This window comes from Geodermatophilus sp. SYSU D00697 (genome assembly GCF_054050175.1).
In genome coordinates, this window is the sequence record NZ_JBJGYV010000005.1 from 63,930 (window position 1) to 85,718 (window position 21,789).

Genomic DNA, 21,789 nt, shown 5'->3' on the forward strand with positions numbered 1-21,789 from the left:
CGCACGGGCCACGCTCCCGGATCGACGGGCGCCGGCGGGGAGCTGTCGTGACCCGGACGGCTGCCGGGAGCGCCGGCGGCCGGTCCGGCGCCCGCGGTCGCGCGAGAGGCCGCGCCCGCCGGACGACGGTGTGCGCCACCCTCGCCACGCTGCTCACCGCACCGCTGCTCGGGCTCGCCGCCCCGACCGCCGCAGCCGCCCCGAGCGAGCCGGAGCCGGCGGCCGAGGACGACGTCAGCGACCCCGCCCGCCCGGTGCAGGTCGACGTCACCCGCCTCGAGCCGCGCACCCTGGTGGCCGGCGCGACGGTCACCATCGCCGGGACGCTCACCAACACCGGCACCGAGACGCTGACCGACCTCGACGTCCGGCTGCAGCGCGGGGAACTGCTCGCCACCCGCGCCGGGCTGCAGGCCGCCGACACCGGGAGCGACCCGGCGGTCGCCGTCGCCACGCCCTTCCAGGAGGTGCCGGGGGAGCTCGAGCCCGGGGAGTCGCTGTCGTTCGCCCTCACCACGAACACCGGCGAGCTGCGGATCGACCGGGACGGCGTCTACCCGGTGCTGCTCAACCTCAACGGCGCGACCGCCGACGGGGAGCGCCGGCGCGTGGGTGAGGTGTCGACGTTCCTCGTGCAGCCCCCGGCGCAGCCGGCGGCCCCGGTCGGCGTCGCGTGGCTGTGGCCCCTGGTGGAGCGCACCCACCGCGACGCCGCCGGCCGGTTCACCGACGACGGCCTGGCCGAGGAGGTGGCCTCCGGAGGCCGGCTGGACCGGGCGCTGGCGGCCGTCGAGCGCCTGCCCGAGTCCGCGGCCGCGGAGGGGAGCGCACCGGCACCGGTGGTGCGGGTGACCCTCGCCGTGGACCCCGCCCTGGTCGAGGAGCTCGAGCTGATGGCCGACGGCCCCTACGACGTGGCCGGTCAGGACGACGCCGGGGAGGGCACGGAGGACGCCGCGGCGTTCCTCGACCGGCTGCGGGCGGTCGCCGCCGACCACCCGGTGGTGGCGCTGCCCTACGGCGACGTCGACGCCGACGCGCTCACCGCGGCCGGGCTGGGCGACGTCGTCACCCGCAGCCTCCCCGGGACGCCGGACGGCACCGCCCGGGACGACCCCGACGCCCCCACGCCCGCGGCGGAGACCACCGAGGCCACCGGCCCCGCGGCGGAGGAGGACGAGGACGCCACCACCGGCGCCGGCGCGGAGGTGCTCCGCGAGGCGCTGGGGGTCGAGCCCCGCACCGACCTGGCCTGGGCGGTCGGAGGCTCCCTGCGTGCCGACACCCTCGCCACCCTCCGCGCCGGGGGCGTCGGCGAGGTGGTGCTCTCGCCCAGCGGACTGTCGCAGGGGTCCGCGGCGCTCGGCCTGGACGGCGCCGGCGCGGCGGCCCGGACGACGGTGCCGGCCGAGGACGGCGCGGTCGACGCGCTGGTCGCCGACAGCGGGCTCAGCGGGCTGGTCGGCGCGGCCGCGAGCTCACCCGGGGGCACCCGCGTCGCCGAGCAGCGCTACCTCGCCGAGCTGGCCCTGCTGGGGCTGCGCACCGGCGGGGACCCGGGCGCCGGCCAGACCGTGCTGGTCGCGCCGCCGCGCGAGGTCGACGTCGACCCGGCGGGCATGAGCTCGATCATCGCCACCGCGGCGCAGCTGCCGTGGCTGCGCCCGGCGACGGTGTCCCAGCTGGACGACGGGCCGGTCGCGGCGACCGGTGAGCTGGTCCCGCCGGCCGAGCCGGGCGGCCTGGCCGCCGCGGGTCTGGCCGAGGTCGCCGCCGCGATGGACATCCGCGACGACCTGGCCGGCGCCGTCGTCGCGGACGTCGGCGCGGCGATGGCCCCCTACGACGCCGCCGTGTCGCGGACCACCTCCGCGGCGTGGCGGGACGACCCCGAGGCCTTCGGCGCGGCCGCCACAGACCTGCGCTCCACCCTGTCCGGGCTGCGCGGGCAGGTCACCCTGCTCTCCCCGGCCGACGGCACCTACAGCCTGGCCTCCAGCGACGCCCCGCTGGTGCTCACCGTGCGCAACGACCTGCCCTTCGCCGTGCGGGTGCAGCTGCAGGTGCAGACCCGCGGCAGCGCCCTGATCGTGGGTGACGTCGGCACGCAGGTGCTCGCCCCCGCGCAGCGGACGACGCTGCAGGTGCCCGCCGAGGTGCGCCAGTCCGGCCGCTTCGGCGTCGTCGCCACGCTCACCACGCCGGACGGCGGGCCGCTCGGTGAGCCGGTGGAGCTGCAGGTCAAGAGCACCGCCTACGGGTCGATCTCACTGCTGATCACCATCGGCGCGGCCGCCCTGCTGGGGCTGCTGTTCCTGCGCCGCCTGGTGCTGTTCGTGCTGCGCCGCCGCCGCGAGACGCCGCAGGACGCCGCTGCCCCCGTGCCGCTCCCGCCGACGCGGAGCCCGGTGTGAGCGCCGACCGCCCCGTCGGCGAGCAGCAGCGCCGGATCCCCCTGCCGCCGGTCCCCCCGCCCGACCGCGTCCCCGCCGACCGCGTCCCCGCCGACCGCGTCCCCGCCGACCGCGTTCCCGCCGACCGGGAGACGACCCGAGACGGGAGGGCGGCCACCCGCGACCGAGAGGCCCCGCGCGATCAGGGGACCACCCGCGGCCCGGGGACCCCGCCGGCCGCCGGGACTCCGGCCGCCGCACCACCGGCTCCCGCCTCGTCGGCCGCCGCACCACCGGCCGCCGGCCCGCCGCCCGCGCCCGCGCCCGGCCCGGCCACGCCCGCACTGCCGCTGCCCCCGCCGCCCTACCCGCAGGTGCCCCGGGCGGTGCCGGCCGACGGGGCGCGCGCACCGGAGCAGGCCCGGCCCGCCGCGTCGCGGCCGACCGTGCCACCCCCGGGGCGGTCGCGGCCGCTGCCGCCGGTCCCGCCGCCGCGGCCCCGAGCCCGCTTCGTCCCCGGTCCCGACGACACCCAGCTCATCCCGGTGCTGCCGGCGGTGCCCCGCCGGGTCGACGAGACCGACGAGGAGGTCGAGGCCCGCGAGGGCGCGCCGGGTGCCAGCCGCGGCATCCTGCGCGCCGCGGGCACGATGGCGGTCGCGACGCTGGTCTCCCGGGTGACCGGCCTGCTGCGCACCATGGTCCTGGCCGCGGCGCTGGGCGTGGGCCTGGTCAACGACGCCTACAACACCGCCAACACGCTGCCCAACATCGTCTACGAGCTGCTGCTCGGCGGGGTCCTGACCTCGGTGGTCGTGCCGCTGCTCGTGCACGCCCAGGAGCGCGACGCCGACGGCGGCGTCCGCTACGCGCAGCGGCTGTCCACCGTCGCGCTGGTCGGCCTGCTCGGGGTGACGGCGGTGGCCATCGCGGCCGCTCCGCTGCTGACCTCGCTCTACGGGATCCACGGCGACCCCGAGCAGGTGCGGCTGGCCAACTGGCTGGCGCGGATCCTGCTGCTGGAGATCGTCTTCTACGGGCTGGGGGCGCTCGCCCAGGCCATCCTCAACGCCCGCGGGGTGTTCGGGCCGCCGGCCTGGGCGCCGGTGCTCAACAACGTGGTCGTGATCGCCACCGGCCTGCTGTTCGTCGCCGGGAGCGGGCCGGGCGAGCTCACCCCGGTCACCATCACCGACGGCCAGGTCTGGCTGCTCGGCGTCGGCACGACGCTCGGCATCGCGCTGCAGGCACTCGTCCTGCTGCCGCTGCTGCGCCGGGCCGGCGTCCCGCTGCGTCCCCGGTGGAACCTGCGGCAGACCGGCCTGCGCGAGGTGGGCGGTCTGGGGCTGTGGGTGATCGGTTACGTGGCGATCAGCCAGATCGGAGTCGTCGTCGCCACCCGGGTCGCCAACGAGGCCGGCCGCGAGGACGGCCTGGGCTCGAGCGCCTTCGCGATCGCCAGCCTGCTGTTCCAGATGCCCTACGGGATCATCGGTGTCGCCCTGCTCACCGCGCTCCTGCCCCGGATGAGCCGGGCGGCCGCCCGCTCCGACGTCCCGGGCGTGGTGCAGGACCTCTCCCTGGGCACCCGCCTCTCGGCGCTCGGCCTGCTGCCGGTGGCCGCGGCGCTGACCGTGCTCGGCCCGGCCCTGGCCACCGTCGCCTTCGCCCGCGGCAACACCAGCGTCGAGGACGCGCGGGCCATCGGCGTGGCCCTCGCCGTCGGCGCGTTCGGGCTGCTGCCGATGGCGGTGACCCTGCTGCAGCTGCGGGTGTTCTACGCGATGAAGGACGCGCGGACGCCGACGCTGCTCCAGCTCGGGATGGTCGCCGTCCGGGTGCCGCTCCTGCTGCTGGTCCCGGTCGTCGTCGACCCGGAGCACGTGGTGGCCGGGCTGATGCTGGTCACCAGCGTCACCTACGTGGCCGGCTGGGTGCTCGGGCACGTCGCGCTGAGCCGGCGGCTGGGCGGGCTGGGCGCTGCCGGCACGCTGGGGACGGTCCTGCGGGTCGCCGCCGCGTCGGCGGTGGCGGCGCTGGTCGGGTGGGTCGTCGTCCGCGTGACCGACGACGCTCTGGGGACGTCGGTCGGGGGCTCGCTCGGCACCCTGCTGATCGGTACCGTGGTGATCGGCGTCGCGGCTCTGGTAGGGATCGTGCTCGCTCGAGTCCCGGAGACCCGTGAGCCCCTGGCCGCCGTCAGGGCCCGGCTGGGGCGCGGGTGAGCAGCGCGGCGGCGCCACCGCCGGGGCAGCCGCGCTCCCGGCCCGGAGCGAACAGGGGGTCGGCCGCGTCGATGACGTCCACGGCCACCGGCCTCCCCGACCGCTACCGCCCCCTCGACGAGGTCGGCGCCCCCGAGAGCACCGCCACCGGCGTCATCCGCTGCTGGCGCGCCAAGGACCGCATCCTCAACCGGGACGTCGCCATCCGGGTGCACGCCCCCGGCGGCCAGGCGGCCCGCGAGTGGATCACCCGCGCGCTCACCGCGGGCGGCCTGGCGACCCCCGCGCTGGCGATGGTCTACGACGCCGCGGAGGGCAGCGGGTCGGGCAACGACAGCGCCGCCTACGTCGTCAACGAGTGGATCGAGGGACAGACCCTCGGCGAGCGCCTCGCCGAGGGCCCGATGCCCGACCGCGAGGTCCGCACCGTGCTGCGGCGGCTGGCCGAGGGGGTCGCCGAGGCCCACCGTGTCGGGCTCGCCGTCGGCGGGATCACCCCGGACACCGTCGTCCTGCGGCCCAACGGCCTGGTCGGCCTGCGGGCGGTCCCCGCCGCCAGCGGCACGATGCAGGGCGACATCACCGCGCTCGGCGAGCTGCTGGAGTACTGCCTCACCGGACGCCGCTCCGGCGACACCGTCGTCCCCGGCCGGACACCCGCGATGGCCCCCGACCTCGCCGCGCTGGTCCGCCGCGCCCGGTCCACCGAGCCCGGCGCCGGCCTGTCCAGCGTCGCGGCGATGGCCTCGCTGCTGGCCGAGCGGCCGCGCGGCACGCACCCGTCGGAGCCGCTGCGCGGTCCCGACGAGACCGACAGCGGCTGGCTGCGCCGCCTGCGCGAGCGCCGGGACGAGGACGACGTCGCGGTCGACCCGGCGCCGACGATGGACGCCTCGCGCTCCGGCGCCCGCCGCCTGGACGCCTCGGGCCGCCCGCCGGTGCCCGGTCCTCCCGCCGACGACGCCGACGAGGACCTGCTCCCGCTGTCGGGCGGGTTCGGGGTGGACGACGACGACTACGACGAGCCCACGGACGAGGCCCTGGCCGACGACGAGCCGCGGCCCGGGCGCCGTCGGCTGCTGGTCGGCGGCCTGGTGGTGGTCACCCTCGCCGTCGTGGTCGCGCTCGCCTGGTGGTTCGGCTCCAGCGTGCTGTCGGTCGCGGGCTCCGTGGGCGGGACCGACAGCCCGTCGGCGCCCTCCTCGGCCGGCACCGCCCCGGCCGCGGAGGACACCCCGGCCGAGGACACCACGGCCGCCACCATCACGACCGCGACGGTGTTCGACCCGTTCGGGGACGGCGAGCCGGAGAACTCCGCCGACGTCCCGCTCTCCTACGACGGCGACCCGGCCACCGCCTGGTCGACCCTGGAGTACCGGGGCTCGGCCGCCTTCGGCAACCTCAAGGACGGCGTCGGCGTCGTCTACGACCTCGGCTCGGAGCAGGCCCTGGCGGGGGTCACGCTCACCACCAACACGCCCGGTGCCGCCGTCGAGGTCCGCACCGGCGGCTCGCCCGACGGTGCGCTCGACGACTTCCCGGTGCAGGCCTCCGGCGAGCTGGAGGAGAGCACCGACCTCGCCTTCGACGCCCCGGTGACCTCGCGGTACGTGCTGGTGTGGATCACCGGGCTGGTGTCCTCGGGGGACGGTTTCTCGGCCGACGTCGCCGAGGTGGAGCTGCGCGCCGCAGGGTGAGCGACACCCTCCGTCCGGGGGAGCGCGGGCCCGCTGACGGGGGAATGCGGCCCCTACCATCCTCGTTGTGCCGCCCGTGACCACAGACCACCCGACCCCTGGACCCGCCGTGACCACCGAGGGGAACTCCGCGATCCCGCCGGCAGAGCACGACGGCGTCCGCGACCTGATCATCATCGGGTCGGGGCCGGCGGGGTACACCGCCGCCATCTACGCCGCCCGCGCGAACCTCCACCCGCTGGTGTTCGAGGGCTCCCAGTTCGGCGGCGCGCTGATGACCACCACCGAGGTGGAGAACTTCCCCGGCTTCGCCGAGGGCATCCAGGGCCCGCAGCTCATGGACGACATGCGCACCCAGGCCGAGCGCTTCGGTGCCGAGCTGGTCGCCCGCGACGTCACCGAGGTCGACCTCACCGCCGAGCCCAAGATCGTCAAGGTCGGCGACGAGGTGCACCGCGCCCACGCGGTCATCGTCGCGACCGGCTCCAAGTACCGGTACCTGGGCCTGGACAACGAGGCCCGGCTGCTCGGCCGCGGTGTCTCCGCCTGCGCGACCTGCGACGGCTTCTTCTTCCGCGACCAGGACATCATCGTCGTCGGTGGCGGTGACTCCGCGATGGAGGAGGCCACCTTCCTCACCCGCTTCGCCAAGACCGTGACCGTCGTGCACCGCCGGCAGGAGCTGCGCGCCTCGAAGATCATGCAGCAGCGCGCGCAGGACAACGAGAAGATCCGCTGGCAGCTGGGCAAGACGGTCAGCGACGTGCTCGGCGAGGACACCGTCTCCGGCGTCCGGCTCACCGACGTCGAGACCGGTGCCTCCGAGGAGGTGCCCGTCACCGGCGTGTTCGTCGCCATCGGCCACGACCCGCGCAGCGAGCTGTTCGCCGGTCAGCTGAAGCTGGACGACGAGGGCTACATCCAGGTCGAGCACCCGACCACCAAGACCAACATCGACGGCGTCTTCGCCTGCGGTGACGTGGTGGACCACATCTACCGCCAGGCCATCACCTCGGCCGGCACCGGCGCCTCGGCGGCCATCGACGCCGAGCGCTACCTGGCCGAGAGGTTCCACGAGCGCTGACGAAGCACATCCCTCCCCCGCGCACCGGGGCGCCCTGACCCGGGCATAGATGCACGACCGCGCCGGTTGCACCCGGCAGCACTCGAGCCACTCGAACCACGAGGAGAACGACCATGGCAGGCAACACCGTGACGGTCACCGACGCCACCTTCGCCGACGACGTGCTGGGCAGCGACAAGCCCGTGCTCGTCGACTTCTGGGCGGAGTGGTGCGGCCCGTGCAAGATGGTCGCTCCGGTCCTCGAGGAGATCGCCGCCGAGCACGGCGACAAGCTGACGATCGCGAAGCTCAACATCGACGAGAACCCGCAGATCGCGCGTGACTACCAGGTCATGTCGATCCCGACGATGACGGTCTTCCAGGGCGGCAAGCCGGTGAAGAGCATCATCGGGGCCAAGCCGAAGGGCGCGATCCTCTCCGACCTCGCCGACTACATCTGAGGGACACCCCGTCCTCCGGGGCGGGGCCGCACGATCTGATCCAGGGCCTCCCCGGCCGCGTGCCGGGGAGGCCCTGGGGCGTCCCGGGGTCGTCCGCGGAGCCGCGCTGCGCCCCCGCTGGGCCGGGACGGCGCACGGGGACGACAATCGACGCACGATGGGAACCGACAGCCGCATGCACCCACTGGGGCCGGGGGACCGCGGCCCCGCCGTGGCCGACGTGCACGCCGCCCTGCGCACGCTGGGGCTGCTGCCCGCCGCGAACGGTGCCGCCGAGGAGGAACCGCTGGAGCAGGCGGTGTACGACCCCTCCACCGAGCTCGCCGTCCGGCACTTCCAGCAGGTCCGCGGGCTCACCGTGGACGGCCGCGTGGGGGAGGAGACCTACCGCGCGCTGTCCGAGGCCCGCTGGTCCCTGGGCGACCGGCTGCTGCACCACGACCCGGAGCGGCCGATCCGCGGGGACGACGTCACCAACCTGCAGGACCGGCTGCACGAGCTCGGCTACGACGCCGGCCCGGTGGACGGCGTCTTCGGCGCCGAGACCGAGGCGGGGCTGCGTGCCTTCCAGCGGGACTACGGCCTCACCGCCGACGGCACCTGCGGACCGGCCACGCTGCGGGCGCTGCGCCAGCTGGGCCGCAAGGTCACCGGCGGCCGGCCGCAGCTGCTGCGGCAGAGCGCGAGCTTCGTGGAGAGCGGCCCCCACCTGATCGGCCGGCGGATCGTCATCGACCCCGGCCACGGCGGGTCCGACCCCGGCGTCACCTCGGGCGAGACGACCGAGGCCGACCTGGTGCTCGACCTCGCCTCGCGGATCGAGGGCCAGCTGGCCGCCGCCGGCGCCACGGTGTACCTGACCCGTGGCCGCGAGCAGAACCCCACCGCGGCCGAGCGGACCCGGTTCGCCAACGACGCCCGGGCCGACTTGTTCCTGTCCCTGCACCTGGACGCGTACTCCTCCGAGCACGCCCGCGGGGTGGCCAGCTACCACTACGGCACCGGCTCGGGGGCGTCGTCCACCGTCGGCGAGCAGTTCGCCAACCTGGCCCGCCGGGAGATCGTCGCGCGCACCGGCATGCTGGACCTGGGGTCGCACCCCAAGACCTGGGACCTGCTGCGGATGACCAAGATGCCCGCGGTACGGATCGACTGCGGCTACCTCTCCCACCCGGTCGACCGGCTGCTGCTGCTCGACGCCCGGCTGCGCAGCACGGTCGCCAGCGCCGTGGTGGCCGCCGTCCAGCGGCTGTTCCTGCCTGCCGAGGCCGACCCGCCCACCGGCACGTTCGTCCTGCCCGCCCGGGTCTGAGGGGCTCCTCAGCGGACCCTTCCGTCACAGTCGCCGTGTCCCCGGCGGGCCGGGCGGAGCGGCTCCCTACACTCGACAGGTGGCCTCCCTCCCGCCCGGCACGCCCCCGGGCCCCGGTGTGAACCCCCACCCGGCGCCGCGCCACCCGCGGCTGGACCCGCTGGCGGACCGGTACGCAGCACGCACGCACGGGATGAAGACCTCCGAGATCCGTGCGCTGTTCTCCGTCGTCAGCCGGCCCGAGGTCGTGTCGCTCGCCGGCGGCATGCCGGCGGTCACCGCCCTGCCGCTGGACGCGGTCGGCTCGATGATCGGCGAGCTGGTCTCGGGCATGGGCGCGCAGACGCTGCAGTACGGCTCCGGCCAGGGCGACCCGCGGCTGCGCGAGCGGATCTGCGACGTCATGGCGCTGGAGGGCATCACCGACGCCTCGCCCAGCGAGGTCGTGGTCACGGTGGGGTCCCAGCAGGGGCTGGACCTGGTCACCCGGGTGTTCTGCGACCCCGGTGACGTCGTCCTCGCCGAGGGGCCGTCCTACGTCGGCGCGCTGGGGGTCTTCCAGGCCGCCGAGGCGCGGGTCCGGCACGTCCCGATGGACGACGACGGGCTGATCCCCGAGGCGCTGGAGCAGGCGCTCATCGAGTGCCGGGCCAACGGCGACCGCGTGAAGTTCCTCTACACCGTGCCGAACTACCACAACCCGGCCGGCGTGACCCTCTCCGAGCCCCGCCGCGAGGCGGTCATGGAGATCGCCGAGCGCTACGACCTGCTCGTCGTCGAGGACAACCCCTACGGGCTGCTCGGCTTCGACCGCGACCCGATGCGCGCCCTGCGCGCCCGCGACAGCCGCCGCGTGGTCTACCTCGGCTCGTTCTCCAAGACCTTCTCCCCGGGCCTGCGGGTCGGCTGGGTGCTCGCGCCGCTGGCCGTCCGGGAGAAGCTGGTGCTGGCCACCGAGGCGCAGGTGCTCTGCCCACCCTCGCTCACCCAGTACGCCGTCGCCCGGTACCTGGACACCCAGCCCTGGCGCGAGCAGATCAAGCACTTCGTCGAGCTCTACCGGGAGCGGCGGGACGCCACGCTGGAGTCCCTCGAGCAGCTGATGCCCGCCGGCACCACCTGGACCCGGCCCGACGGCGGCTTCTACGTGTGGCTGAAGCTGCCGCACGGCCTGGACGCCAAGCTCATGCAGCCGCGCGCGGTCAACGCGCACGTCGCCTACGTGCCCGGCATCGGCTTCTACGCCGACGGCGCGGGCAAGGAGTACATGCGGCTGTCGTACTGCTACCCCGAGCCGGACCAGATCCGGGAGGGCGTGCGCCGGCTGGCCCGGGTCATCGAGGCCGAGCTGGACCTGCACTCCACCTTCGGCGCGGTGGACACCGGCTCGTTCCGCGCCGTCGCCCGCCCCAACCACACGGCCGAGAACGTGGTCGGCCCCGCCAACAGCGACACCTACGAGGACGGACGCGCATGAGCGAGCCGGCTGCCGCCCCCGCCGCGGAGCCCATGGAGTCCCGCCACCCGCTGCGCGCGGTCGTCCTGGCGGGCGGGCTGGCCTTCGAGCGCGAGGTCAGCCTGTCCTCGGGCACGCAGGTCTGGGAGGAGCTGACCCGCGCCGGGGTGGACGCCGAGCTGCGCGACGCCGACGCCGAGCTGCTGCCCGGCCTGGCCGCCGCACCGGCCGACGCCGTCTTCATCGCGCTGCACGGGGCCACCGGGGAGGACGGCGCGCTGCGCGCGGTCCTCGACCTGGCCGGCGTGCCCTACGTCGGCTCCCCGGCCGCGGCGTGCCGGCTGGCGTGGGACAAGCCCGCCGCCAAGTCCGTCGTCCGGTCCGCGGGCCTGACGACGCCGGACTGGGTGGCGCTGCCGCACAGCACCTTCCGGGAGCTCGGTGCCGGCGCGGTCCTGGACCTCATCGTCGCCCGCCTGGGCCTGCCGCTGATGGTCAAGCCCGCCTCGGGCGGGTCGGCCCTGGGGGCGCAGAAGGTCACCCGCGTCGAGGACCTCCCCGCCGCCATGGTGAGCTGCTTCGCCTACGGGGACACCGTGCTGGTGGAGCGGTTCGTCGAGGGCGTGGAGTTGGCCCTCTCCGTGATCGACCTGGGCCGGGGGCCCGAGGCGCTGCCGGCCGTGGAGATCTCCCCGGAGTCCGGTGTCTTCGACTACACCTCCCGCTACACCCCGGGTCTCACCGAGTACCACGCCCCGGCCCGGGTCCCCGACGAGGTGGCGGCGACGGCCGCGGCTCTGGCCGTCCAGGTGCACCGCGTGCTCGGCCTGGCCGACCTGTCCCGCACCGACGCCATCGTCACCCCCGACGGCGAGGTGCACTTCCTCGAGGTGAACGTCTCGCCGGGGCTCACCGAGACGTCGATGTTCCCGATGGCCGTCGAGGCGGCCGGTCACTCGCTGGGCGACGTCCTCGCCCGGCTGCTGAGCCGTCGGGCCACGACCCCCCGCTAGGCTCCTCTCCCGGGCGCTCGGTCCGGGAGAGGAGCGACGGCGGCGGTGATCTCACGGAGCGCCTCGCGCAGCTGCTGGTTGCTCAGCTGCAGGCTCTGCACCTCCCAGGGACGGGCGGGTGAGCTGGACCGCGCCTGGAAGACCAAGCGGACAGAGGGGTGCCGGACGAGGCCGAGTGCCTCGTTCACGAAGTCGCTCTCATGCGTGAAGCCCTTGGCCACACTGGCCCAGCGCAGGTAGGCGATGTCGTCCACCCGACGCAGGCACGCCGCCACGCCCGCCCCCAGCTGCGCCGTCTGCACGCGCTGCTGGCCGACCAACCCCCAGAGCACCCACAGAGACACTCCGCGCAGCGTCTGCTTGCGGTGCTGCCGTCGACCGAAGAGGGCCTGGTCGATGCTCTGCTCGAACCGGGCGCGGTCGAACGCCTCCGTCCGCCCGTCCCGCTTGACCACCTCCTGGGGCACGGTCGACGGATCACCAGCCGGCCACCACTCCTCGACCGGCACCATCGGGCTCTCCGCGCCGACGTCGGTCCAGAGGCTGGGATAGCGCTCGAAGGCCCAGCTCAGGAAGCTCCGCGCGTCCGCGAAGCCGGGCCGGCGCTCCCCGTGGGACCCGACGTCGACGCGCCCGTGCACTGACAGGGCGTAGAGGATGAACGCCGTGGACCGGTGGTTCTGGCGGAGGTCCACCTCGATCTCATGGGTGATCGCTGCGTCCTCGATCGTGCCGACGAAGCCCTCGGCGCGGGCGGGATCCTCCTCGGCGAGCGGCTCGACCAGTTCGTGGTACCGACGCCGGAGCCGGTCCACCACCCGCTCCACAACAACCTGACACTCGTCGCCACTCAGGTGCTTGAGGACGGCCGCCTGGAGGTCCTGCCGAACCCGGACGGGGTCGAACGGGCGAGGGCGCACCGTGGGGGTCTGCGCGCCGACGACCAGCAGGCGATCGAGCTGACTCTCCTGTGCCAGCTCGACGGTCTCCACGACGTGGCGCCCGTTGTGATCGCACACTCGGCGCCGCACCACCCGCGGGGGATGGGAGTACTTCCGGGTGTCCCGGACCTGGAGCTGTGAGCCGAGTTCCGGAGGACACATCTCGCATTGCACGGCGGCAGGCTCCTAGATCTAGGGGGGCTCCTCGATGTAGGCAAGGATGTCTCTCTATATAACCGCTTGCAAGAGGATGCACGCTCCATCTGCGTCGATACGGCTGAACCAGCTGTTGCAGGAACTACCACGATGGTGGACAGTGTGAGACCCGTGACACACCGCAACGGCCACAGGAGGGTGGCCACACGCGCAGAGGGAGCCGCCGGATGCGACCCGGCGACTCCCCAGTGCGCCTTCTCCACGGTTTGCAGACCTCGCGTGAAAGGCAGTCCCATCGTGACACACGCACCGATCCCCGAGCAGCACTCCGACCTCCGCACGGAGCGGCGCGGCGAGGCGCCCCGTCGACGCGCTCGCGGAGCCCTGCTCGTACTCCTCCTGCTGCTGGGCCATCTCGGCATCGGTATCGCCGTCCCGGCGGTCGCCACCGCCCAGGAGACGGGCAACGCGACGCCGGCGAACGACGACGACACTCAGCACTGGTGGAACTCCGACGGGTGCTCCGTCGTCCCGGATTCCGGCGTGCACGGGGCCCGGGTCACCGCGGGCACCCCGCCATTGACCGTGTCGACGTACGTGGTCGGGACCTACGACTTCCACCACGCCTGCGTCCACCACGACGGCTGCTACCGGCACCACTGGGCTGACAAGGGGACCTGTGACCGCTGGTTCCTCAACGACATGAACGCGTCGTGCCAGGCCATCGGCGGCAACGGCGCCTGCTACGACCGTGCCCGCCTGTACTACTGGGGCGTGGTGGTCTTCGGGGGCGGCGCGTACGGCCAGCGCAGTGCGGCGATCCCGATGGACGCTTACGTGGCCTGACCCCCGGCCAGGCGCTAGACACCGAAGGCCAGGTTCCGTCAGTGACGGAACCTGGCCTTCGCGGTTGGTGGCGGCTCAATCTTCGGTCCGGCGCCCGCTTATGTCCGGGGCCATCTGGCTGATGATCCGCTGCAGGTCGTCGACCGACCCGAACTCGACGACGATGCGGCCCTTGGCGCGGCCGATCTGGATCTTGACCTTGGTCTCGAAGGCATCCGACAGCCGCCCGGCGAGGTCCTCCACGCCGGGGGCGCTGATCCGCCGGGTCCGGCGCTTGGCGGCCGGCTCCTCGGCGGCGGCCAGGGCGACGGCCTCCTCCGTGGCCCGCACCGACATCCCCTCGGCGACGACCCGGGTCGCCAGGGCCTCCTGCGCCTGTGCGTCGGCCAGCCCGAGCAGCGCGCGGGCGTGCCCGGCGGAGATGACGCCGGCCGCCACCCGGGTCTGCACCTTCACCGGCAGCTTGAGCAACCGGATGGTGTTGGTGACCTGCGAGCGGCTGCGGCCGATCCGCTGTGCCAGCTCCTCGTGGGTGGCGCCGAACTCCTCCAGCAGCTGCTGGTAGGCCGCGGCCTCCTCCAGCGGGTTCAGCTGGACCCGGTGGATGTTCTCCAGCAGGGCGTCGCGCAGCAAGGCGTCGTCGGTGGTGTCCCGGATGATCGCCGGCACGGTCTCCAGCTCGGCCGCGCGCGCGGCGCGCAGCCGGCGCTCGCCCATGATGAGCTCGTAGCCGCCCTCGCTGCGCTCGCGCACGACGATCGGCTGCAGGAGACCGAACTCCCGCACGGAGTAGGTGAGCTCCTCCAGCGCCTCGTCGTCGAAGACCTGGCGGGGCTGCTTGGGGTTGGGGACGACGTCGGCGACGGCGACCTCCCGCAGCTGCGCGCCCGGGACACCGACGGCCTCCTCCACCTGGCGGGCCACCGTCGCGGCCGCCTCCGCCGCCGGGGGCAGCAGGTGCACCGGGGGAGCGGCGGGGGTCTCCGCCGGCGCGGCGGGAGCGGCGCCCTCCGGCCGCTGTCCGCCGTCGGTCTCCGGGAGCGTCGGCTGCTCGACCGGGGCGCTGGTGGGGATCAGCGCCGCGAGCCCCCGGCCGAGGCCACCACGCTTGGACATGCTCACTCCTCAGGACGGGACGGGGGGACGGGCACGGTGGCCGCGTCGGTGTCGGCGAAGGCCAGGGACGTCGCGGCGGGGGGAGGGGCGGGCGTCCCCGGCCCGGTGCGCGAGGTCAGCGGCGGCAGGGACACGCCCCGCTCGGCGAGCTCGCGGGCGGCCTCGACGTAGCTGGTCGAGCCGCGGGACCCCGGGTCGTAGGTGAGCACCGACTGCCCGTAGCCCGGTGCCTCCGACACCCGCACGTTGCGGGGGATGACCGCGTCGAGCACCAGGTCCCCGAAGTGGTTGCGGACCTCCTCGGCGACCTGGTCGGCGAGCTTGGTCCGGGCGTCGTACATCGTCAGCAGGATGGTCCGGACGGCGATGCCGGGGTTGAGGTGCTGGCGGACGAGGTCGATGTTGTTGAGCAGTTGACCCAGCCCCTCGAGGGCGTAGTACTCGCACTGGATCGGGATGAGCACCTCGTCGCCTGCCACCAGCGCGTTCAGCGTGAGCAGCCCCAGCGACGGCGGGCAGTCGATGAGCACGTAGTGCGGGCGCTGCTCCACCGGGAGCACCTCGAGGTAGGCCTCGATGGCCCGGCGCAGCCGGTACTCGCGGGCCACGACGGAGACCAGTTCGATCTCCGCGCCGGCGAGGTCGATCGTCGCGGGGACGCAGTGCAGCAGCGGGCTGGCCGTCGTGGGGTGCACGACCTCCGACAGCGAGCTGTCCCCGACCAGGGCGTCGTACACCGACGGCGTCCCGACGGTGTGCTCGACACCGAGGGCGGTGCTGGTGTTGCCCTGCGGGTCGAGGTCGATGACCAGCGTCCGCAGCCCGTAGAGCGCCAGCGCCACGCCCAGGTTCACCGACGAGGTGGTCTTGCCGACGCCGCCCTTCTGGTTGGCGATGGTGATGACCCGGATCCGGCCGGGGGCCGGGAAGGGCTCCTGGTTGGCCGCGTGCAGCACGCGGGTGGCGCGCAGCGCCTCCATCGCGATCGGGCTGTCGAAGTCCGCTCCGGAGCTGCCCGCCTGGTCGGCGGCGAGGGCGCCCCGCAGCCGCTGGCCCGGGTCGGTCATCTCGGGTCCTTCCTGCCCATCCGTTTCACGTGGAACGGAAGCGGGGAGTTGTACGGGTTCCACGTGGAACAGGTGCCCGGACGGGTCACCGCGGCCCACGGGTCATGACCACCACGGTAGTGGCAGCGTCGCCGAGCTCGGCACCGACAGCCCGCACGTGGACCTCCCGCATCCCCGCAGACTCCAGCTCGGGCACCATCGCGGGCAGTTCCGCGACCGCGCGGGCGCCGACGAGTGCCACGAGCTGGGCGCCGGGCCGCAGCAGCCCACGGCACCAGGAGACCAGCCGGGGGAGGGCGGCGACCGCCCGCGCGGTGACGACGTCGACCGGCCCGACGGCCGCCCGCACGGAGCGCTCCTCGGCCCGGCCGCGGACCACCCGCCACGGGACGCCGAGCTCGGCGACGACCTCCTCGAGGAACTCCACCCGCCGCGCCATGGGCTCGACGAGGGTGAGCTCGATGTCCGGCCGGGCCAGCGCCAGGGGGATGCCCGGCAGGCCGGCTCCGCTGCCGACGTCCACCACCCGGGCGCCCGGCGGGACGGCCTCGGCCACCGCGGCGCTGTTGAGCACGTGGCGCTCCCACAGCCGGGGCACCTCGCGCGGGCCGATCAGGCCGCGGACGACCCCGTCGGTGGCCAGCCGGGCCACGTAGCGCTCGGCGTCGGCCAGCCCCTCGCCGAAGACGGAGCGCGCGACCGGAGGGGCCGGCGGGACCGCTGGGGCGCCGGCGTCGGGAGTGGCGGCGTCGGTCACCGATCGGGCAGGACGACGACCCGGCGGTTGGGCTCCTCGCCCTCGGACTCGCTGCGCACCCCGGACATGCCCGCGACGACGTCGTGGACGACCTTGCGCTCGAACGGGTTCATCGCGGCGAGCCGCTCGGGCTGCCGGCTCTGCGCCACCCGGCGGGCCGCCTCGGCCGCCAGCGAGGTGAGGTCGGCCCGGCGCTTGGCCCGGTATCCGCCGATGTCGAGCATCAGCCGGCTGCGGACCCCGGTCGACTGGGCCACGGCCAGGCGGGTCAGCTCCTGCAGCGCCTCCAGCACCGCGCCGTCGGACCCGACGAGGTCGCGCAGGTCGCCGCCGACGATCGCGACGGAGGCCCGGTCGCCCTCCACGTCGAGGTCGATGTCGCCGTCGACGTCGAGGATGTCCAGCAGCCGCTCGAGGTAGTCGCCGGCCACGTCGCCCTCGCGGACCAGCAGGTCGTCCGCGTCGTCGGTGTCCTCGTCGTCGGTGTCCTCGACGACCGCGTCCGCGCCCTCGGCGCCCTCGTCGGGGAGGTCGGGCTGGGCCGGTCCGTCGGCCTCGTCGGGCACCGGGCTGAGGACGGCGCCGGAGGTGGCCTCCGCCGTGGCGGCGGTCCCGGCCGTGTCAGTGGGGTGCTGCGGGGCGCTCATCGCGATTCCTCCCAGTTGGTGCAGGCGTCCGGGCTTCCCCGGTGGTCGATGGCCGGCGGGCGTCCGCAGCGGACGCCGGTGGTGTCAGCGGCGCTTGCGCTTCCCCCGGTTGGCCGGGCCCTGGCTCCCGCCCCGGGTGCCGGAGCTGCGCGGCCGGCTGCCCGTGCCCTTGCCGCCGCCCGGCGGCTGGCCGTTGGACCCGGCGGCCGTGGCCCCGGGGGGCGGCACGTCGTCGACCGGCGTGGTGTCACCCGTGGGGTTCGCGGGGTCGACCGTCGACGCGGGCGCCGCGGGCCGGCCCTGCTTCGGTCGCACCGGCTTGGCGCCGGGCTTGGGCGCGAGGGCCTTCGGGTCGGTCGCCGGCTTGTCGGCGGCGGCCTTGGCCTTGGCGGCGTCGGAGCCGGGTGGGGGCAGCTTGCGCAGGATGAAGAACTGCTGGCCCAGCGTCCACAGGTTGTTCGTCATCCAGTACAGGAGGACGCCGATCGGGAAGAAGAACCCGGTGACGAAGAGGCTGATCGGCATGCCGTAGAGCAGCAGCTTCTGCACCGTGGCCGCCTGGCCCTCGACCGGGCCGGACCGCTTCATCGTCTGCTTCTGCGTGACGTAGGTGGTCGTGCACATGATCACGATGAGCACGAACGCGACGATGCGGATGTTGAGCTGCCCCACGCCGGGCAGGGCCAGGATCGCCTCCGCCTTGGGCCCGCTCATGGTGAACGAGGACGAGATCGGCGCCCCGAACAGGTCGGCGGAGGCCGCCTGGTCGGTGAGGGTGTCGTCCCAGCTGTAGAGCCCCGGAGCGCCCGGGGCCAGCCGCCGCAGGACGTGGAACAGCGAGAGGAAGACCGGGATCTGCGGCAGGATCGGCAGGCAGCCGGCCAGCGGGTTGACCCCGCGCTCCTTCTGCAGCGCCATCATCGCCTGGCTGAAGCCCTGCTTGTCGCTGCCGTACTGCTTCCGCAGCCGCTGGATCTCCGGCTGGATCTCCTGCATCGCCCGCTGCGACTTGACCTGCTTGACGAACAGCGGGAAGAGGATCAGCCGGACGGTGACGACCAGGAAGATGATCGACAGCGCCCAGGTGATGCCGCCCGCCGGGTCCAGGAACGTGGAGAACAACGCGTGCCACCGGGCCATGACCCAGGAGATGGCGGTGTAGAGCCAGTCAAGCAACGCCAGCCTCCTGCTGCGCGGCCCGGCGGGGTGCCGGAGGGTGAGCTCGGTCTGATGCGGGGGGAGCCGTGCGCGCCGGTGGCACCGGGTCGAACCCACCGGGGTGCCAGGGCGCGCACTTGAGCAACCGCCGCAGCGCCAGCCAGGTTCCGCGGCCGGCGCCGTGCACCGCGATCGCCTCGGCGGCGTAGGCGCTGCACGTGGGGGCGAAGCGGCAGCGCGGGGGCAGGGCCGGGCTGATCGCCCGCTGGTAGAAGCCCACCGCGGCCAGCAGCGCCCGGCCGACCCGGCCGCGCGCGGCAGGGGAGTCGGGACCGGCGGTGCCGGGGACGGCGGTCACGAGGTGCGGGCCCGCTGGGCGAGGACCCGGTCCAGCCCCGCTGCCAGGTCGCGGCGCAGGTCCGCCGAGGTGGCGGCCGCGGCCTCGGGCCGGGCACGCACGACCAGGTCGGCCGACGGTGGCAGGCGGTGCAGCTGCTCCAGGACGACCGCGCGCAGCCGCCGGGTGACCCGGTGCCGGACCACGGAGTTGCCCACGGCCTTGCCCACGACGAAGCCGGCCCGTGGACCGCCGGCCGCCCCGGCGTCGCCGGGGGTCGGGGTCACGGGCCGTTCGGGGAGGTAGTGGAGCACCATGGTCGGCCGTCCGGCGCGCCTGCCGGACCGGACGACCGCGGTGAACTCCGGACGCCGGCGCAGGCGTGCCTGCGCGGGCAGCACCTCAGGCGGAGAGCTTCTCGCGCCCCTTGCGCCGACGGCCGGCGATGATCGCCCGGCCCGCGCGGGTGCGCATCCGCAGCCGGAAACCGTGGGTCTTGGACCGGCGGCGGTTGTTCGGCTGGAACGTGCGCTTGCTCACGAGGTACTCCCACTACACGACGTCGACGGTGCGCACCCACCGGTGGGCGGGCACGCGCGGAGGGACGGGTGGAGCTCGGCGGAACCGGCTCCCCGTCCACAGACTCCCACCAGCATAGCCGAGGATCGCGGCCTGCCGGAGGCCCCGGTCCGGCGTCCGACTGGTCAGTGCTGCACCACGGCCGACGGCGGAGGGCAGCGACGCGCCGGGCGCCGCGGGCGACACGGGCGGGGGCACACCGCCTGCGGGCGGCGGCGTCGTTGCCGGGCTGTGGACGAGGCTGTTAGCGTCGCCGTCGCTCCACACCGGACATCCGAGTCCGGCGCAGGGGCCGCCCCGCTGGGTCGACCGACCACCGCGCCCTCCGAACCGCCCCCAGTACGACCTCCTGACCAGCGACGACGCCTCTGCCCGATCCACCCGATCGGATGTCCGCCGAATTCGTCACTGGTCGTGCACAGCCTGTGGACACTGGTGTGGACACCGTGTGTCCGGATGTCCACAACGGGGGACTCACCGGGGGACGACGGAGCCCCGGCAGCGGGACGGTCGCGGCAGGGGCGACGCACACACGGTTTGGGGAGGACACGGCCATGGCCGATGCCACGGTGGACCTGGCGACGGTCTGGGACCAGATCCGCGAGCGGCTGGCGACGAGCCTGTCCCCGCAGCAAAATGCGATGCTGAACCTGACCCGCCCGGTGGGTGTGTTCGAGGACACCGCGGTGCTGTCGGCGCCCAACGAGTTCACCCAGACCGTGCTCGAGTCGCGGATGCGCCGGGTGCTGGCCGAGGCGCTGTCGGAGCACCTGGGCCGCGACATCCGCGTCGCCGTCCAGGTGGAGGACACGCCGGCCGCGCCCGAACCGCCGCGCGAGGAGGTCCCGACCCGGCGTCCGTGGGCGGCCGTCGAGGCGCAGCGCGCCGAGGAGGACCGGGAGACCCGCGACCGCACCGACGACGGCCGCAGCGCCTTCGGCGTGCGCACCGACGTGACCGCGCCGCTGACCTGGGAGCGCGACGCCGCGGAGCGGCCGGTCGCCCCCGAGCCCCCGGCCGCGGAGCGCGACGAGGAGTGGGCACCGACCGACTGGAGCCCGCCGGCCCGCCGTGCCGCCGCCCGTGGTGGGCGCGCGGCGCGCGACTGGGGCGGCGGCGCCGACGACGGTGCCGCCGTCCTGCCCTTCGACCTGGACACCGGGGGCGAGCCGGACGACGAGGCGGTGGCGCCCCCCGCCGGCCGGGGCCGGCGGGCCGACGGCCGTGCCGGTGGCGGCCGCGGCGACGCCGTCCCGCTGTTCGGCGACCGCCGCCCACCCGCCGGCAGCGCCCAGGACCCGGGGCTGAACCCCAAGTACGTCTTCGACAGTTTCGTCATCGGCAACAGCAACCGCTTCGCGCACGCCGCGGCGGTGGCGGTGGCCGAGGCGCCGGCCCGCGCCTACAACCCGCTGTTCATCTACGGCGACTCCGGGCTGGGCAAGACCCACCTGCTGCACGCGATCGGCCACTACGCAGCGCGGATGTTCCCCAACGTGCGGGTGCGGTACGTGAGCACCGAGGAGTTCACCAACGAGTTCATCAACCTGGTGCACTCCGGCCGGGCCGAGGACTTCCGCCGGCGCTACCGGGACATCGACTTCCTACTCATCGACGACATCCAGTTCCTGGAGCGCGCCGAGCGGACGCAGGAGGAGTTCTTCCACACGTTCAACACGCTGCACAACGCCAGCAAGCAGATCGTCATCACCTCCGACCGCGCACCGAAGAAGCTGACGACGCTGGAGGACCGGCTGCGCACCCGGTTCGAGTGGGGGCTGATCACCGACGTCCAGGCGCCGGACCTGGAGACCCGCATCGCCATCCTGCGGAAGAAGGCCTACGGCGAGCGGCTGCAGGTGCCCGACGCGGTGCTGGAGTTCATCGCCAGCAAGGTGCAGACCAACATCCGCGAGCTCGAGGGCGCGCTGATCCGGGTCACCGCGTTCGCGTCGTTGAACAAGCAGCAGGTCGACCTGCCGCTCGCCGAGCTGGTGCTCAAGGACCTGATCAGCGACGAGCAGGGCCCGCAGATCACCGCCGCGATCATCATGGCCGCCACGGCCGAGTACTTCTCCGTGACGATGGAGGAGCTGCAGGGCTCCAACCGCAGCCGCACGCTGGTCAACGCCCGGCAGATCGCGATGTACCTGTGCCGGGAGCTGACCGAGCTGTCCCTGCCGCGGATCGGCGCCTCCTTCGGCGGCAAGGACCACACCACGGTCATGCACGCCGTCAAGAAGATCACCAACCTGATGAGCGAGCGCCGGGCGACGTACACGCAGGTCACCGAGCTGACCGCCCGCATCAAGAGCCGCGCGCGGCAATGACTCTGTCGCCCTACCGGGCGACACCGCGGCCAACGGCCGTCCCCCCGAGGCACTGAGCCCACCCCGCCCCTCCTCGGGGAACCCTCCGGGCCCCCGCTCGTCGCGCCGACCGCGGCCAACGGCCGTCCCCCCGAGGCACTGAGCCCACCCCGCCCCTCCTCGGGGAACCCTCCGGGCCCCCGCTCGTCGCGCCGACCGCGGCCAACGGCCGTCCCCCAGGCGTCGACTTGTCCAC

General features: G+C 74.6%; 19 protein-coding genes. 10 read left to right on the plus strand and 9 right to left on the minus strand.

Going from position 1 to position 21,789, the window contains the following annotated elements:
- Positions 1 to 47: 47 nt before the first annotated feature.
- The 8 genes from ACI79C_RS06575 (at position 48) to ACI79C_RS06610 (ending at position 11,620) form a co-directional block, all read left to right on the plus strand.
- Positions 48 to 2,414, plus strand: a complete 2,367-nt coding sequence (locus ACI79C_RS06575; protein WP_456944826.1) for a DUF6049 family protein — start codon at positions 48 to 50, stop codon at positions 2,412 to 2,414.
- Positions 2,411 to 4,618 (plus strand): murein biosynthesis integral membrane protein MurJ, encoded by a 2,208-nt coding sequence (murJ, locus tag ACI79C_RS06580; RefSeq protein ID WP_456944827.1) that lies wholly within the window; start codon positions 2,411 to 2,413, stop codon positions 4,616 to 4,618. Before ACI79C_RS06575 ends, murJ begins: the two co-directional genes overlap by 4 nt.
- A gap of 71 nt (positions 4,619 to 4,689) precedes the next feature.
- The gene (locus ACI79C_RS06585) at positions 4,690 to 6,315 is read left to right on the plus strand and encodes a hypothetical protein (protein WP_456944828.1); all 1,626 of its coding nucleotides are present in this window, start codon (positions 4,690 to 4,692) and stop codon (positions 6,313 to 6,315) included.
- A gap of 109 nt (positions 6,316 to 6,424) precedes the next feature.
- Entirely contained in the window at positions 6,425 to 7,399 is a 975-nt protein-coding gene (gene trxB / locus ACI79C_RS06590) for a thioredoxin-disulfide reductase (RefSeq protein WP_456944829.1), read from the plus strand.
- Between the two features lie 113 nt (positions 7,400 to 7,512).
- Positions 7,513 to 7,839 (plus strand): thioredoxin, encoded by a 327-nt coding sequence (trxA, locus tag ACI79C_RS06595; protein ID WP_091220964.1) that lies wholly within the window; start codon positions 7,513 to 7,515, stop codon positions 7,837 to 7,839.
- Positions 7,840 to 7,996: 157 nt separating this feature from the next.
- Positions 7,997 to 9,151, plus strand: coding sequence for an N-acetylmuramoyl-L-alanine amidase (locus tag ACI79C_RS06600; RefSeq protein WP_456944830.1), 1,155 nt, complete (start codon positions 7,997 to 7,999; stop codon positions 9,149 to 9,151).
- Between the two features lie 79 nt (positions 9,152 to 9,230).
- Positions 9,231 to 10,628: an aminotransferase-like domain-containing protein gene (locus tag ACI79C_RS06605; protein WP_456944831.1), complete on the plus strand. Its 1,398-nt coding sequence runs from the start codon at positions 9,231 to 9,233 to the stop codon at positions 10,626 to 10,628.
- Positions 10,625 to 11,620 (plus strand): D-alanine--D-alanine ligase family protein, encoded by a 996-nt coding sequence (locus ACI79C_RS06610; protein WP_456944832.1) that lies wholly within the window; start codon positions 10,625 to 10,627, stop codon positions 11,618 to 11,620. Before ACI79C_RS06605 ends, ACI79C_RS06610 begins: the two co-directional genes overlap by 4 nt.
- Here the strand turns inward: ACI79C_RS06610 and ACI79C_RS06615 are convergent.
- On the minus strand, positions 11,617 to 12,612 hold the full coding sequence (locus ACI79C_RS06615) for an ATP cone domain-containing protein (protein ID WP_456944833.1): 996 nt from the start codon (positions 12,610 to 12,612) through the stop codon (positions 11,617 to 11,619). The genes ACI79C_RS06610 and ACI79C_RS06615 overlap by 4 nt on opposite strands.
- Positions 12,613 to 13,014: 402 nt before the next feature.
- Between ACI79C_RS06615 and ACI79C_RS06620 the strand changes: the two genes are divergently transcribed.
- Positions 13,015 to 13,563, plus strand: a complete 549-nt coding sequence (locus tag ACI79C_RS06620) for a hypothetical protein (RefSeq protein WP_456944834.1) — start codon at positions 13,015 to 13,017, stop codon at positions 13,561 to 13,563.
- 75 nt (positions 13,564 to 13,638) lie between these two features.
- Here the strand turns inward: ACI79C_RS06620 and ACI79C_RS06625 are convergent, their stop codons facing one another.
- The 8 genes from ACI79C_RS06625 to rpmH all read right to left on the minus strand — a co-directional run bounded on the left by ACI79C_RS06625 (position 13,639) and on the right by rpmH (position 19,185).
- The gene (locus ACI79C_RS06625) at positions 13,639 to 14,679 is read right to left on the minus strand and encodes a ParB/RepB/Spo0J family partition protein (RefSeq protein WP_456944835.1); all 1,041 of its coding nucleotides are present in this window, start codon (positions 14,677 to 14,679) and stop codon (positions 13,639 to 13,641) included.
- Positions 14,680 to 14,681: 2 nt separating this feature from the next.
- Positions 14,682 to 15,746 (minus strand): ParA family protein, encoded by a 1,065-nt coding sequence (locus ACI79C_RS06630; protein WP_456944836.1) that lies wholly within the window; start codon positions 15,744 to 15,746, stop codon positions 14,682 to 14,684.
- Between the two features lie 85 nt (positions 15,747 to 15,831).
- Complete coding sequence (rsmG, locus tag ACI79C_RS06635; protein WP_456944837.1) at positions 15,832 to 16,503, minus strand: 16S rRNA (guanine(527)-N(7))-methyltransferase RsmG; 672 nt, start codon at positions 16,501 to 16,503, stop codon at positions 15,832 to 15,834.
- Positions 16,500 to 17,150 carry a Jag family protein gene (locus ACI79C_RS06640; protein ID WP_456944838.1) on the minus strand — a complete coding sequence of 217 codons (651 nt, stop codon included), beginning with the start codon at positions 17,148 to 17,150 and terminating at the stop codon, positions 16,500 to 16,502. The genes rsmG and ACI79C_RS06640 overlap by 4 nt, the downstream gene beginning before the upstream one ends.
- An 84-nt stretch (positions 17,151 to 17,234) precedes the next feature.
- Entirely contained in the window at positions 17,235 to 18,326 is a 1,092-nt protein-coding gene (gene yidC, locus ACI79C_RS06645; protein WP_456944839.1) for a membrane protein insertase YidC, read from the minus strand.
- Positions 18,319 to 18,666 carry a membrane protein insertion efficiency factor YidD gene (gene yidD / locus ACI79C_RS06650; protein WP_456944840.1) on the minus strand — a complete coding sequence of 116 codons (348 nt, stop codon included), beginning with the start codon at positions 18,664 to 18,666 and terminating at the stop codon, positions 18,319 to 18,321. Before yidD ends, yidC begins: the two co-directional genes overlap by 8 nt.
- Positions 18,663 to 19,046 (minus strand): ribonuclease P protein component, encoded by a 384-nt coding sequence (gene rnpA / locus ACI79C_RS06655; protein WP_456944841.1) that lies wholly within the window; start codon positions 19,044 to 19,046, stop codon positions 18,663 to 18,665. Before rnpA ends, yidD begins: the two co-directional genes overlap by 4 nt.
- Position 19,047: 1 nt before the next feature.
- Entirely contained in the window at positions 19,048 to 19,185 is a 138-nt protein-coding gene (gene rpmH / locus ACI79C_RS06660; protein ID WP_089305879.1) for a 50S ribosomal protein L34, read from the minus strand.
- 593 nt (positions 19,186 to 19,778) lie between these two features.
- On the opposite strand from rpmH, the gene dnaA reads away from it, so the two are divergent.
- Positions 19,779 to 21,554: a chromosomal replication initiator protein DnaA gene (gene dnaA / locus ACI79C_RS06665; protein WP_456944842.1), complete on the plus strand. Its 1,776-nt coding sequence runs from the start codon at positions 19,779 to 19,781 to the stop codon at positions 21,552 to 21,554.
- Positions 21,555 to 21,789 lie beyond the last annotated feature (235 nt).